The following is a 13,353-nucleotide window of genomic DNA, read 5'->3' on the forward strand; positions in this document are numbered from 1 at the left end:
TTTACTTTCATTGAAGACGTCTTCAGTGATTCCCACTATTAACTCTTAGACGAACTTTAAGTCCAAAAGAAAAGCCCGCCAGCTTTCGCTGGCGGGCTCTTGAAGGATTCGTGGGCAAACACGAACAATATATTTAGAGTACAAACCACATCTTTCTCACGACTTTGTCAGCATTTTTTTGAGACAAGGAAGCTACTATAATAGTGGAGAGAAGGAATGAATGGGCAAACCAAGTACACGCTTTTTAAAAGCAATTAATCGACTATCCAAAAGTCCCGCCCTCAAAGAGGGAGTGAAGACCGAAGCACTATCTCGATGGCTGTATCACGGGCACGGTGAAAAGTATCTCTCACTGCCCCCTTGTGAAGATGGAGTTGGCCGATCACCAAATGCCAACCCTCGCCGCTTCTCTTGCCCAACTAAATCCAGGCATTATGCCCGTTGGCTTCCTCTTCGAGACCATATTACTGGTGATAGAAAAGGCATCGTTGCTGACAAAAGGACCAAAAAGGTCCCGTTCATCTCCGTTGATATCGACCGACATTCGTCATCTGTTTCATCAAATCGTCACCAACAACTTGTAGTCGCTATTGGCCGCTATCTTTGCTGTTTCCCACACATCAAATGGATTGCTGAAGTCAATCCAAACAACGGATCCACCAAATTCTTCGGCTTTCGACGGGCAGGCGATCATTTTTTGCTAAGTGATGCTCAAAAAATCGCATCTCATATCAAACAGGAACTGATCGAACGCAATCTATGCCACAATGGGAATATTGAAGTATTCCCAGACAACTGCAAAGCGGTCTTCCTGCCATTGAGAAGAGATAAAATCTCGATCGCTGATCGTGGGATTCTGCCTCGATGTGTTCGCAAAATGAAGGACGAGCGTGTTTTTGGAGAAACCGTTTGGGAATACTATCGGTCTTACTCCATCCTTCATTTCATCAACTGGATCTACCAGGGCGATAACTACAGCGAACCGGCACTGATATCTGCCCTCCGGTTTTCCTGTGCGGGAATGCCGGATGACATGTCGATTGACGACGATGTGTCAATCGCTCCCAGCAAGCCGGTCGTTGCCCGCTCCCCTGCGGGGAGCGGGCTTGCCAATCAACGCATTAATAAGGCGGTCACTCGCACGGACTCTAAGGGCCAGAGTGATCCATCCGCCTTTAGCCGAAACTGGTCTGCTCTTCTGCCGTTTGTCCGAGAGTTTTTCAAACTTAATAAGACGTTCCCTTCGGTGAGTGAGGCCCTGCACTACCTGAAGGAAAATGACCTTTATTCCGGTGACTGGAGCGACAATGAAAGACATCGTCGTGCTCGTGTCACGGACATTCTTAATAAGATCCAAGAGACCTTTGACCCATCACTCCTGAAAAGTCATCAGAAAGTCACACTTGATCCCGGAATTCGTCGTTGGTGTCGTCGCCAATTTCCAAATGGAATAACTGGTAAGCAACGTCAAATTAACGAGGTGGACATGACCTCTGTGGTCAAAGACATTCGTGTCCCTGGTCGATTCGTCGAGTACGCTGTCGGTGTTATCGCATTCTGCTTGAATGATCCATTGGAGAATTATGCTCTTCCGATCAATCGAATCAAGGCAGTCTGGGACTTGGTGCCAAATACACCAAGTTGGAATCAGAAATACTTCCAGGTAGTTCGTCGTCACCTTGAAAAGATTGGCGTTGTCGATATCTACGACAAGAATCACTGTACCGGAAAAGCTTGGCGATGGAGGAAGGGAGAAAACTTTCCTCAGAAGATGAAACAAAGTCGTCGCTCAATTTGCTCGAATGAGTCACGTTCGTGCAAGCTTTCAGAAATCAAGTCTTTGTGCGAAACAAGTAGGGCGATGCGACTGAGCACCGGAGGTGCGAGGGAGTGGGGAGGAAAGGGAGTAGAAAAAGAATATACACATAACTCCCTATATCACCTTCCGCTGCAAAATCCCGTAACAACGATTCGCAACAGCCATTATCGTGGCCCACCTCGATCAAAAGGGCCTGATTGGCATCTAACTCTTTCCAATTCGTTGAACTGAAGTCATCCGAATAAGGTTGCAAGGATGATGTTGCGTGAGTTCATCAAGCCAAAGTTGGTTTCTGATTGCACACAATGAATGACCTTCCCTGAGGTACTTGCATGCCCACGAAGTGTGGTCAACATCAGCAACCATATGTCAGCATTCCTTTTGATTTGAGTCCCTGCTAAATTGGTTCTCAGTGCGGGAGGGCGAGCGGCGACTTGGAGTCGCCGGGAGCGGTTCCCAACAGCACTTTCTTAACCTATCAACTGAATAACAGTTGAACATTCTCCGGCCGCAATCTTGTGGCTACACGCTGAGTCATTCGTTGACTGAGCTTGCATGCGTATGCGTTGCGTGGCAGTGCCTGCATGCGCATCCCCCTGCCCCTCTGAATTGTTCGAGGGGATTATTCAACACAAGTGAAATGCAAACTTTACTAAAGGACTGAATAGTGAAACATTACGGAGTTTTGATCAAATCAGACAATGCATTGCTCGCCGAGCAGGAAGAACGATTTCCAATTTCGGAAGGAAAGAAGCGTCTTCGACAGGCTCTTTCATTGCGTGCGATTCCATCCACCTTGTACGGCTGCGAATGCCTTTTGAAGGAATATGGTGACAGCGGCGAATGGCATCATGTCAGCAAATTCGCAAACTGCGTTGACTACTACGATGTTGGTGAAGTCTTAGAGCTATTCGAGCAACCAACCCAAGAACTGCTGACGATGGCCAAAGCCAAGAAGCCGCAACCAGCAGAAGTTAACGAAGTCAATGTGGTTATTCGATGGAAGGAGTTTGAAGGGAAAGGCAGGTACTGGCGTTCTTACGAATGCGACTACGTCGGGAAAGCCTCGATTCGTGGTGACTGGATTCAATTCAATGGGAAACGCAAGAAGTTGAGCGGCAATCACATTGATGTGGAAGACATCGATGCACTCCGTGATCTAATTGCCACATCTTTAGAACGCACAATTGAAAAACTAATCATTACTTCCGACAAGGCCAGGATTTCCACAAGCGAGGCCGTCTATACAAAGAAGTGCCACAACTTGACTCATGCAATTCGTGGTACCAGAAAGCTTATCCGAGCCCCTGGCTATTTGGAGACGTGGAAACGAAGGATGAAACCAACTAGGCAGGGACAAGATATCGATGGCTAATCAATATGTCTGTCCAACCATTCCTTATGGCAATCGAGCACTTCGAAAGCGGTACTTCAAGGCGGCACAAAACAAACGAATCAAACAGAAAATCGGTTCAACAAAGGTGGCAAACCCCAAAGGGTTGAAGCGAATCAAACATCACGGAGGAATAACAAATGGCAATGGAAGCCAAACATTACGAACTTAAAATTCTTGACCCAGATGAGCTTCGTCCCTGTGGCGACTGTCAGGCATGCTGCACGGCTATGGCCGTCCGGGAAATTGAGAAGAACAACTATCAAAGATGCGAGCACCAATGCTCGGAAGGATGTGGGATTTACCAAGATCGACCAGCTTCATGCAGAGCCTTCAATTGCGGGTATGAGGCTGGATGGATTCGAGATCGTCCCGACAAGACTGGTGTAATTGTCGATTACAACGCAATACTCAATTGCATTTTCCTTTGGGAGGGTCGAATTGGTGCGAGTAACTACAAGAAGGTGAATCGCCTAATCAATCGACTGAAGAAACTGCATTCCACTGCTTCAATCCACATCGTCACTAAGAAGAACGCACCGTCTAGGTCGATTTGCGGAACTGAGGAATACAAGCAGTGCGAAACAGCGGCGGAAATGTTTTATGACCAGATGTTTGTAAATCTGGCGTCGTAAGCACAACTCGATAGGTACCCAGTGATGTCAGGCCCCACCCGCTGCAAGCGGGTGGGGCTTTTTTATTCATACTCTACGGTTTGATTTGTAACGAAGTCTTCGCTAGATGATCTGCCTGACAGAAAGGATTATTCTAGAGAAAAGTAGTGACTGTCCTCGACTTCTCTTTCCTCTCGGCTCTTCTGAAACTGGTCATCAATGTAGGCGAGAATTTCTGGCTTATCAAGTGAACACCAGTCTGGATCATTTTTGTCAATCATGGCGAGTGTTACTTCGCCAGTTTCACGCTCAACAATGGCCTCTGCTAACATGTAGCTGGAGACCAGTTGTCCCTGTTTAATTTCAAGTTTTAGAATTCGGCATCTCGGCTCACCTCGAAAAACAATGCCGAGCACAATGTGCTTGTGTTGGTTAGAGATCTCATCAATCTGTGTAATTTGCAGCCGCTTAACAAGGGTTTGCATGCGAGCCTTTAGCTTTCGTCTAAGAGAAATCAGCGTGTCACCTGATTTGTTGTCAAGTTGCTCGATCAAATCTTGTAAGTCTTTGATCCGCTCCGTAGTTACATTCTGCTGTTCACTTGTTAGTGTGGATAGTTGTTGTTGCAATTCATCAATCTCTCCTTCGAGCCTCTGGGCGACTCTCGCAAGTGTATCTGAATATGCTTTCGTTAGGCCCTGCTCCGTGTTGGTCAGTTGCTGTTCAAGCTGGACGAGTTTGCCCGATATAGCATCAATCTGATTGGGTTGAGACGTCGTTCTACCTGTTAATTTCGAAGCATCAAGCTCTCTAAGGTGCAAGAGGACTGCTCTCTCAATAGCAGTGTACGGAAGGTGGTATCGCTTTTTCTTGTTAGATTTACCGGGTCGAGGACAGTAAATCGACGTAATGCCATTTTGGGTGCTGTGCAACTTCCAAACGTGGATGTGGTTGTCCCAGATCGATATGATTGATCCTGGAAAGAGATTTCGAATCGTTTGCTTTCTGGGTTGAGTATTTACGGAGCGAATTGAAAGCTCGTATTGCAATCTGTCCCATGTCTCTTGGTCAACGACTGCTGGAAAGTAGTCAACGATCGGTTCTCCGTCTGGGACCTTCTTTCTTTTGCCATCGACAACCTCTAATCTCATGGGCTGCTTTCGGCCAATTAATGCTTCATGACTTAGAACATGCTTTATCTGTCCCGCATCCCATTGCCGACCGTGGCCGAGAGGCGCATTGCCGTCTGTGTTAAGTTTCTCTGCGATCAAGTGGGCTCCCAGGCCATCGAGATATAGTTTGACAATCTTGCGTACTGTCTTGACCTTGTCTCTTACAAAGATAAAACCTGAACGATCTTCTTTGGATTTGAGCCATCGAGGACAAAGGTTTCCAACTGTCTTTCCCTTTCGCATTTCCTCTCGGCGTGAACGCCATTTTGCCTTTCCGAACTGACTCTTGCGTTCGCTCTCGCCGTGAGCACGAGATAAGATCACAATCGCAATGATTAGCTGAACTTCGCTCAATTTCTCCCAGTGGAAAATTTCTGGATGAGCGTCGGATAAGGTTACAATCGTGATACCTCGACGCAATATGGAAAGAAACATTTCCAAAGCGACAGGCACTTGTTGCCGTGTAAGGCGATCGAGATTCTCCACAATAAGGGCTGAGCCTTTTTTGACGCTTCCAGCATCCACGGCATCAATGAAGGCTTTAAGCTTGCCTGTCGTTGCATTAGCGCCAGTCCAGCCACTTACTCCTTCATCCATCAGCACCAAGCTATTGTCCAATTCGTATCCATTGGCTTCCGCCCATTCAGCCGGACGTTCAGATTGTCTGCGCTTGCTATCGCCCTTGGCTTGAGGCCCTGAAGAAAAGCGTAGGTAGCTGTAAGCCTTCTTTTTTCGCACGGATACGACTCCCGTTTGAAGTATTTAACGATTCAGGCAGAATATCTGACGAGCAATGTCTTGGCAACTGTTTGAGAGGAGATAGAAACAGTGCAATGCTGTATTACCTTAAAGGATTAGGTTCGGCCTGGATCTTGAGTATGCCTTGCTTCTGTGCGCCGACGATTGGCTAGTTGTTTGGCTTCCACACTTGACGGAAGGGCTATATTAACTGAACTGAAAGAGAGATTGTGTTTTTTCAGAGCAACCAAGTGTTTTTACTGAGGCAACGATGAAGAGAATCGTCCAAGTTAAAGAAGATGACGTCCGGCGATTGCTTTGCTGGGCGTCACCGTGTCGAAACAACGAACTGATCAGACTTCTGGACGAGCTAGACACCAAATGGATGGTGGATCGTGAAGCCGAACGCATTCTATTTCAAGCTAGACCAGGACAACCTAATGAAATTGTAATGGGGCTCAAGTGCTCAAGACGTTTACAAGTCCATGCTTATGCTGCTGCGATAATCTTTTCCTCGCTGGGTAAATCGAAGGATGAGCGTGATAAGATTCTTCGCCCAGTAGATGACATGTTGAACTGGGCAGTTGGTGTTGATGTTACGGGATGGGTAGCAAGCGACGGAATTGTACTCCCTCCCGATCATGTGTTGAGGAAAACAGAGGAAGAAATTCCAGACGATGCATTGCCAAAAATCAGTGAGAAGAATCGTATTGTTGGTGAAGGGTTTTATCGTTATGCGACTGCATGGATTCTCTTTCACGAACTTGGACATTTAAAACTAGGACATAGCTCACAAGAAGGTTTCCTCTCCTTGACGCAGGAGAAAGAAGCGGACATGTTTGCTGCCAACTGGATGGTCGATGCGGCAACTAATTCTGGTGATAGTGAGCAGGAAGCAAATCGATTAAATGCGCTTACGGGAATTGCCTTGGCACTTCTGTGGCTCACGATCTTTAACGTGTTCTTTGGCCGCAAGGAATCGACGACTCATCCAGAGGGATATGATCGACTCTTTCAGGTTCTGGATCAATTCGTAGATCCAAGTTCAGAATCCGAGTACGTTTTCATCTGGGAGTCCGTAGCTACTCTTCTGTTTGTTCACATGCGTGCTGCGAACTACCAATTTGACGAAAAGGAAGTGGCATTGGCTCAGCCCGATCCAAGAGATCGAGTGAACTACTTCATAAATAGAATTTCTAAGTTCGAGAGAGAGTAGTTTCTATTGCGATAGCGGACAATTTTGGTCTGCCACTTTATTCGAGCATCAAAATCATCAAATCTCGTTTTTCAACACCGTCTGTGGCCCATTGTCTTCTCTGCAACCCTTCCAGAACAGCTGAACGACATTCATATCAAATTCAGCAGCAGCGTCGACAGCTTTGTAATAGCCGCCGGCGATCGACATATGGGCACCGATTGGGGGCATGGTAAATTCTTTTTTCAGGGAAACGGGTCGGTGTGAGATTGGGTGATAAACTATCAAAAACAGGTTGCTTTCGCTACTCTACGAACATCTTCACTAGCCGCCGAACCTTACGTAAGCACCAACTGTCTGTAGGTGGAAACCGTTTCAATCCCCATAGCCTGGCCCTATCCCGATGTGATGAACTAGCCACATGCTTCTCTCGATCACCACCGAGCACCCACCTGCGACTGATCTCGGGTATTTGCTGCACAAGCACCCTGGCCGGTTGCAGACGTTTGATCTGAGCTTCGGCAAGGCCCACGTGTTTTATCCCGAGGCGGATGAAAATCGTTGCACGGCTTGTTTGTTGTTGGATATCGACCCGGTGGGGATGGTTCGCGGGAAGAATCGTAGTCAGGGCGACTTGCTTGCGCGTTACGTGAATGACCGGCCTTATGTCGCGTCGTCCTTTTTAAGCGTGGCCATCTCGCAGGTTTTGGGGGCGGCCATGTCTGGCCGCTGTAAGGATCGCCCTGAACTTGCCGACACGCCGTTGCCGCTGGCTGCTCGGATCGATGTCTTACCGGTACGCGGAGGCGAGCGTTTCCTTCGGCAATTGTTCGAGCCACTCGGCTATACGGTCGAAGCAGAAGCTTATCCGCTGGACGAGAAGTTCCCGGCGTGGGGCAACAGTCCTTACTTTTCGGTGACCATTCGCGGGGTGACGACTCTTTCGCAGTTGCTCACGCATCTGTACGTGCTGGTGCCGGTCTTCGACAACGAGAAGCATTACTTCGTGGGGGAAGCCGAGCTGGAAAAGCTGCTGGCCAAGGGGGGCGGCTGGCTGACTGCGCACCCCGAGAAGGATCAGATCACACGGCGCTATCTGAAGCATCGTTATGGTCTGTATCGCGAGGCGTTGTCGCGATTGATTGAGGTTGAAGAGTTGCAAGCACCGCCAGACGAACAAACAGCTTCCGCCGAAGAAGAGACGCTCGAGCGCAGCGTGAGCCTGAACGACCAGCGTCACGGTGCGGTATTGGCCGCGCTCAAAGCAAGTGGTGCTCGCAGCGTGCTCGACCTGGGCTGCGGCGAGGGGAAGCTGCTACGGCAGTTGCTGCCTGAGAACCAGTTCGAGCAGATTGTCGGCGTCGATGTTTCGATCCGATCGTTAGAGATGGCCCAGAAACGCCTGAAGCTAGACCGCTTGCCCCCGCGTCAGGCCGAGCGTCTGAAGCTGCTGCACGGCTCGCTCATCTATCGCGATCGCCGCCTGGAAGGCTTCGATGCGGCTGCGGTGGTTGAAGTGATCGAACACCTCGACCCTCCCCGGCTGACCGCGCTTGAGCGGGCCGTCTTCGAGTTCGCCCGGCCCAAGATCGTGGTCGTCACGACCCCTAACCAGGAATACAACGTCATGTGGGAAAGCCTGCCCGCCGGCCAGTTCCGCCACGCCGACCATCGCTTCGAATGGACCCGAGCCCAGTTTCAAGCCTGGGCCGGACGCATTTGCCAAGCATTTGGATACACGGTGCGTTACTTACCGGTCGGGCCAGAAGACGAAAAGGTCGGATCACCGACGCAGATGGGGGTGTTTGAGTTTTGATTCCGTGTGAACTCGCGTACGCCCCGAATTGATTCAGTCATCGATGCATACTTCATTGTTTCCAATGGCATCCATCCGATTGCAACGTCTTTCCCATGCAAATGAAAATTCCCAAACTATCCCTCGTTGTCCTCATCGGCCCTAGCGGTTCCGGCAAGAGTACCTTCGCACGGCAGCATTTTCTGCCGACCGAAGTGTTATCTTCCGATACCTGTCGCGGGCTGGTCAGCGATGACGAGAACAGCCAGGAGGCCACCAACGATGCGTTCGACGTGCTGCACTACATCGCGGACAAACGCCTCGCGCAGGGGCTGTTGACGGTGGTCGATGCGACCAACGTGCAGCCGGAAGCTCGGCGTCCGCTGGTCGAACTGGCTCGGCAGTATCATGTGCTGCCGGTGGCCATTGTGCTGAACATGCCGGAGACGCTTTGCCAGGCGCGAAATAGCGATCGGGCAGACCGCACGTTCGGTCCGCATGTGATTCGCAACCAACGTTCGCAATTGCGACGAAGCTTGAAAGCGCTTAAACGCGAGAAGTTTCGGCATGTCTTCGTGATGGACAGCGTCGAGCAGGTCGAAGCCGCCACCGTCGAGCGCGTTCCGCTTTGGAACGATCGTAGCGACGAGCATGGCCCGCTCGACATCATCGGCGACGTGCACGGCTGCGGCACCGAGTTGGAAGAACTTTTGGCCGCGCTGGGCTACCAGATTCAAACGGCAGACGAAGAAGACGCACTGTGGGGCAACGCGTACTACGCCCATCCAGAAGGCCGCAAGGCAATGTTCGTGGGCGACCTGGTCGACCGGGGGCCGCGGGTACTTGATTGCGTGAAGATCGCGCGGAACATGGTGTACCATGGTACCGGTCTGTGCGTGCCTGGTAACCACGACATGAAGCCGCTGCGTAAGCTCAACGGGCGCAACGTGCAGCTTACCCACGGGCTGGCCGAGACCGTCGCCGAGATCGATGCACTGCCGGAAGAAATCCGCGAGCCGTTCTGCCGCGCGATGGCCCAGTTTCTGGATGGACTGGTCAGTCACTACGTGCTCGACGACGGCAAGCTGGTCGTGGCTCATGCCGGGATGAAAGAAGAGTTTCAAGGCCGTGGCTCAGGCAAGGTGCGCGAGTTCGCGCTTTACGGAGAAACTACCGGCGAAACAGACGAGTTTGGCCTGCCGGTGCGTTACAACTGGGCCGCCGAGTACCGTGGCTCGGCGATGGTCGTGTACGGGCACACACCGGTTCCGCAGCCCCAGTGGCTTAACCATACGGTTAACGTCGACACCGGTTGCGTCTTCGGCGGAAAGCTCACCGGGCTACGCTACCCGGAAGGGGAATTCGTTTCGGTCGCGGCGAAGGAGACTTACTGCAAGTCGTCGCGTCCCTTCCTGCCGCAAGACCAAGACGCCCCCCTGTCGGCCCAGCAGCAACACGACGATGTTCTTGATTTGGAAGACGTTCTAGGAAAGCGGATCATCTCGACCCGGCTGCAGCACAGCGTTACCATTCGCGAGGAAAACTCGACCGCCGCGCTCGAAGTGATGAGCCGCTTTGCTGCCAATCCCAAGTGGTTAGTCTATTTGCCGCCGACGATGTCGCCGTGTGAAACGTCGCAGGAGCCTGGCTTGCTCGAGCATCCGGCCGAAGCGTTTTCGTACTTCCGCGGCCAAGGCGTTGCTCAAGTGGTGTGCCAAGAGAAGCACATGGGGTCCCGGGCGGTCGTGGTGATTTGCCGCGACCAGCAGGCCGCTCGCGATCGCTTCGGTGTGACCGACGGAGAAACGGGCATCATCACCACCCGGACCGGACGCCGCTTCTTTCCAGATGCCGAACTCGAAGCACGTGTACTTGATCGACTGCGTACGGCCATGACAGCCGCCGGGTTCTGGGATCAGTTTAACACCAACTGGGCGTGTTTCGACTGCGAACTGATGCCCTGGTCGGCGAAAGCCCAAGAGCTGTTACGCTCGCAATACGCAGCCGTCGGCGCGGCGGGCTGTGCGGCGTTGCCCAAAGCGATTGATGCCTTAAAACAAATGGCTGGGCGACTGGGTGACGACGATCCGTTGCGCTATTCGCCTGAACTAGACAAGTATTCCGATCGCCTCACCAGCGTCCAGCAGTTTGTTTCAGCCTATCGACAATACTGCTGGCCGGTCGAATCGATCAACGATTACAAACTGGCCCCGTTTCATTTGCTGGCCACCGAAGGCCAGGTACACATCGATCAGAATCACGTTTGGCACATGGAAACGTTGGCCAGCATCTGCCGCGAAGACTCGGAGTTACTCTTAGCGACCCCTTTCAAAATGATCGACGTGACGCAGCAGCACCAGGTGAAGGAGGGCATCGCTTGGTGGGAGGTGCGCACACAGCAAGGGGGCGAAGGAATGGTGGTCAAGCCGTTAGACTGGATTGTGACAGGCAATAAGGGCTTAGTGCAGCCGGCGGTCAAATGCCGTGGTAAAGAGTACCTGCGAATTATTTACAGCCCCGATTACGATTCAGCACAAAACCTGAAACGCCTGAGAAGCCGCAACCTGAATCGCAAACGCTCGCTGGCATTACGCGAGTTTGCCCTGGGGATCGAAGGCCTGGAACGCTTCGTCCGCGGCGAGCCACTGCGCCGCGTGCATGAGTGCGTCTTCGGCGTACTGGCGCTAGAGAGCGAACCGGTCGATCCGCGGCTGTAATGCCTGCGTGGACTTCGTGTCTCGCTCGGAACGCATCGCATGTCTATCATGGCAGCAGGAATGAAACGGAAGCCAACGACCAGGAGCAACACCATGTCAGACGAAGTACTCCGAGAGCATGTCCTTTACGTCCTTAACGGCGGCGGAGCACATCTCGGGTTCGACCAGGCCATCGGTGGTTTGAAACCGGAACTACGCGGGGCTAAGGCCGACGGCTGTTCTCATACCGCATGGCGACTGGTCGAGCATCTGCGGATCTGCCAGTGGGATATCTTGCAGTTCTCGATCAACGCCAATCACGTCTCGCCAGAGTTCCCGATCGGCTTGTGGCCTCCAACAGATGGGCCTCCGAATGAGAAGGCCTGGGATGCGTGTGTGGAAGCGTTTCGTACCGATGCTCAGGCAATGGTCGACTTGATGGCCGACCCCAACACCGATCTGTTCGCCCCTATTCCGCATGGCGATGGCCAGACGATTCTGCGGGAAGCCTTGCTGGTGGCCGATCACAACGCGTATCACCTCGGGCAATTGGTGTTCTTGCGGCGGTGTCTGGGGGATTGGAGCGATTGATCGCGACCGAGTCTCGCTAAGTTACTCTGGCTAATGTTCACCACGCCTCGGATGGTTTGTCTTCGCGATCGCTTTCAAATCAGAAGCCGTAGCAGCGTTACCAGCACGAAGCCGAGGAAAAGGATGCCGTAGCCAATCACCCCGGCCATGCCCAGGTAATTGGCCCATAGCAGCATCATCCGGCCACTGGGGTTCATGTGCTGCCGGTCGATTTCTTCCAGATCGGTGTGAGCCATGCTCCAGGCCGCGATGCTGAAGATCGGGCAGACGCCTAAAAGTCCAACTAGGGCGAAGATTAAACTAGGGATTCCGCGATGAGGTAACAGATAACGGGCATTCGTTTCACTGAGTCGGACCTGATGGAATGGAGAACCTGATCCTACTTGCTCTGGCAGGGCCAAGATCGGATATCTTTGATCCGACTTTTCCCATCCCTGCGAGTCTGTCTGCCGTAACTCACACTGCCGATCAATGCGCCCTTCCTGCACCCACTTGTCCAGTTCCTTTGAGGGAATTGGTCCGAAAATCTGCCCTTCAGGAATCCTGACAAAGTATAAGGGGCCCTCGTCGGGCGATGCGGTTGTGGGAGGCTCCGAAGCGGACGACATACGATGACGCAAACAAAAGAGTTCAGATAAGACAGTGAATTGGCGCCTATGGTAGCTTCTTGACGTAGCGTGTGCCAGCATCTTCCAGGTTGCGGTAAAACTCGCTGTATTTATGGAGCAGTGATCCTTAGAATAAATTAGATATTACTTGTTTCGCTTGGGTGATGCCCCCTGTGGCTTTTCTGGACAGCACGCAAGCGGACCCATTGTCTGAGGATGACAGCCATGTGGACGATTTGGATCTCGATAGTGGTCCTCGTCGTTTTAGTGGGTGCTTGGGGATTAGCGGAGTGGCTCCGCGGACGTCGCCGGCACCAACTAAGCAGCACGAATCAGGAGCAAGCCCAGCAGCGGTTTCGTCTGCGTCGGGAATGGCTGGAAGCCGACTTCTTGAAAGCCGCCGCCGCTAGCGGCAAGCCGCGCGGTCTACGTTGGGTCGATTGCGAGTTTGGCAACGACGTTCAATATGCCTGCGACGAAGAGCACGGTTTGCTGCGTGCGTTTGTCTCTTTGACCATCCGCTTCGAAGCCATCGAAGGGGGAGACATGGAAGAAGTCGAAGCCGTCGGCAACCTCAGGGCCGCAACCGGGGTCTTCGAGTACGACGGCGACCGCTGGATCGCCAATCCCCGAGCCATTTTCAATCTATCACCCAACCAAGCGATCCTGCATTTCAAGCATCGTTCCGTCTCGATTGATTGAAGGCGAAAAAGTGCTTGTCAGGCCACGCGC

At 51.9% G+C, this 13,353-nt stretch carries 11 protein-coding genes; 8 read left to right on the forward strand and 3 right to left on the reverse strand.

The window, feature by feature from the left end:
- Nucleotides 1-220: 220 nt before the first annotated feature.
- The 3 genes from HOV93_RS19095 to HOV93_RS19105 all read left to right on the forward strand — a co-directional run bounded on the left by HOV93_RS19095 (nt 221) and on the right by HOV93_RS19105 (nt 3,847).
- A complete protein-coding gene (locus HOV93_RS19095; RefSeq protein WP_207398134.1) occupies nt 221-2,050 on the forward strand; it encodes a hypothetical protein in 1,830 nt (609 codons plus the stop codon).
- A 436-nt stretch (nt 2,051-2,486) separates the two neighbouring features.
- A complete protein-coding gene (locus tag HOV93_RS19100) occupies nt 2,487-3,194 on the forward strand; it encodes a hypothetical protein (RefSeq protein ID WP_207398135.1) in 708 nt (235 codons plus the stop codon).
- Nucleotides 3,195-3,352: 158 nt separating this feature from the next.
- A complete protein-coding gene (locus tag HOV93_RS19105; protein WP_207398136.1) occupies nt 3,353-3,847 on the forward strand; it encodes a hypothetical protein in 495 nt (164 codons plus the stop codon).
- Nucleotides 3,848-3,975: 128 nt separating this feature from the next.
- Here the strand turns inward: HOV93_RS19105 and HOV93_RS19110 are convergent, their stop codons facing one another.
- The gene (locus tag HOV93_RS19110) at nt 3,976-5,736 is read right to left on the reverse strand and encodes a recombinase family protein (protein WP_207398137.1); all 1,761 of its coding nucleotides are present in this window, start codon (nt 5,734-5,736) and stop codon (nt 3,976-3,978) included.
- Between the two features lie 271 nt (nt 5,737-6,007).
- On the opposite strand from HOV93_RS19110, the gene HOV93_RS19115 reads away from it, so the two are divergent.
- A complete protein-coding gene (locus HOV93_RS19115) occupies nt 6,008-6,952 on the forward strand; it encodes a phage exclusion protein Lit family protein (protein ID WP_207398138.1) in 945 nt (314 codons plus the stop codon).
- A 57-nt stretch (nt 6,953-7,009) separates the two neighbouring features.
- On the opposite strand, the gene HOV93_RS19120 is transcribed toward HOV93_RS19115, so the two are convergent.
- Nucleotides 7,010-7,162 carry a hypothetical protein gene (locus HOV93_RS19120; RefSeq protein ID WP_207398139.1) on the reverse strand — a complete coding sequence of 51 codons (153 nt, stop codon included), beginning with the start codon at nt 7,160-7,162 and terminating at the stop codon, nt 7,010-7,012.
- Between the two features lie 190 nt (nt 7,163-7,352).
- Here HOV93_RS19120 and HOV93_RS19125 point away from each other — a divergent pair, with 190 nt between their 5' ends.
- The 3 genes from HOV93_RS19125 (at nt 7,353) to HOV93_RS19135 (ending at nt 12,013) form a co-directional block, all read left to right on the forward strand.
- Nucleotides 7,353-8,747, forward strand: a complete 1,395-nt coding sequence (locus tag HOV93_RS19125; protein WP_207398140.1) for a 3' terminal RNA ribose 2'-O-methyltransferase Hen1 — start codon at nt 7,353-7,355, stop codon at nt 8,745-8,747.
- Between the two features lie 95 nt (nt 8,748-8,842).
- Entirely contained in the window at nt 8,843-11,443 is a 2,601-nt protein-coding gene (locus tag HOV93_RS19130; RefSeq protein WP_207398141.1) for a polynucleotide kinase-phosphatase, read from the forward strand.
- A 93-nt stretch (nt 11,444-11,536) separates the two neighbouring features.
- Nucleotides 11,537-12,013: a DinB family protein gene (locus tag HOV93_RS19135; protein ID WP_207398142.1), complete on the forward strand. Its 477-nt coding sequence runs from the start codon at nt 11,537-11,539 to the stop codon at nt 12,011-12,013.
- A 74-nt stretch (nt 12,014-12,087) separates the two neighbouring features.
- Here the strand turns inward: HOV93_RS19135 and HOV93_RS19140 are convergent, their stop codons facing one another.
- Nucleotides 12,088-12,621 carry a hypothetical protein gene (locus HOV93_RS19140; RefSeq protein ID WP_207398143.1) on the reverse strand — a complete coding sequence of 178 codons (534 nt, stop codon included), beginning with the start codon at nt 12,619-12,621 and terminating at the stop codon, nt 12,088-12,090.
- A gap of 225 nt (nt 12,622-12,846) precedes the next feature.
- On the opposite strand from HOV93_RS19140, the gene HOV93_RS19145 reads away from it, so the two are divergent.
- A complete protein-coding gene (locus HOV93_RS19145) occupies nt 12,847-13,323 on the forward strand; it encodes a hypothetical protein (protein WP_207398144.1) in 477 nt (158 codons plus the stop codon).
- The last annotated feature ends 30 nt before the right edge of the window (nt 13,324-13,353 follow it).

This window comes from Bremerella alba, from assembly GCF_013618625.1.
In the GTDB taxonomy this organism is placed as follows: domain Bacteria; phylum Planctomycetota; class Planctomycetia; order Pirellulales; family Pirellulaceae; genus Bremerella; species Bremerella alba.

Coding starts and splice junctions, on each gene's coding strand:
- HOV93_RS19140 (WP_207398143.1), bottom strand. CDS start 12,621: ATGTCGTCCGCTTCGGAGCCTCCCACAACCGCATCGCCCGACGAGGGC.
- HOV93_RS19115 (WP_207398138.1), top strand. CDS start 6,008: ATGAAGAGAATCGTCCAAGTTAAAGAAGATGACGTCCGGCGATTGCTT.
- HOV93_RS19120 (WP_207398139.1), bottom strand. CDS start 7,162: ATGCCCCCAATCGGTGCCCATATGTCGATCGCCGGCGGCTATTACAAA.
- HOV93_RS19125 (WP_207398140.1), top strand. CDS start 7,353: ATGCTTCTCTCGATCACCACCGAGCACCCACCTGCGACTGATCTCGGG.
- HOV93_RS19135 (WP_207398142.1), top strand. CDS start 11,537: ATGTCAGACGAAGTACTCCGAGAGCATGTCCTTTACGTCCTTAACGGC.
- HOV93_RS19095 (WP_207398134.1), top strand. CDS start 221: ATGGGCAAACCAAGTACACGCTTTTTAAAAGCAATTAATCGACTATCC.
- HOV93_RS19145 (WP_207398144.1), top strand. CDS start 12,847: ATGTGGACGATTTGGATCTCGATAGTGGTCCTCGTCGTTTTAGTGGGT.
- HOV93_RS19130 (WP_207398141.1), top strand. CDS start 8,843: ATGCAAATGAAAATTCCCAAACTATCCCTCGTTGTCCTCATCGGCCCT.
- HOV93_RS19105 (WP_207398136.1), top strand. CDS start 3,353: ATGGCAATGGAAGCCAAACATTACGAACTTAAAATTCTTGACCCAGAT.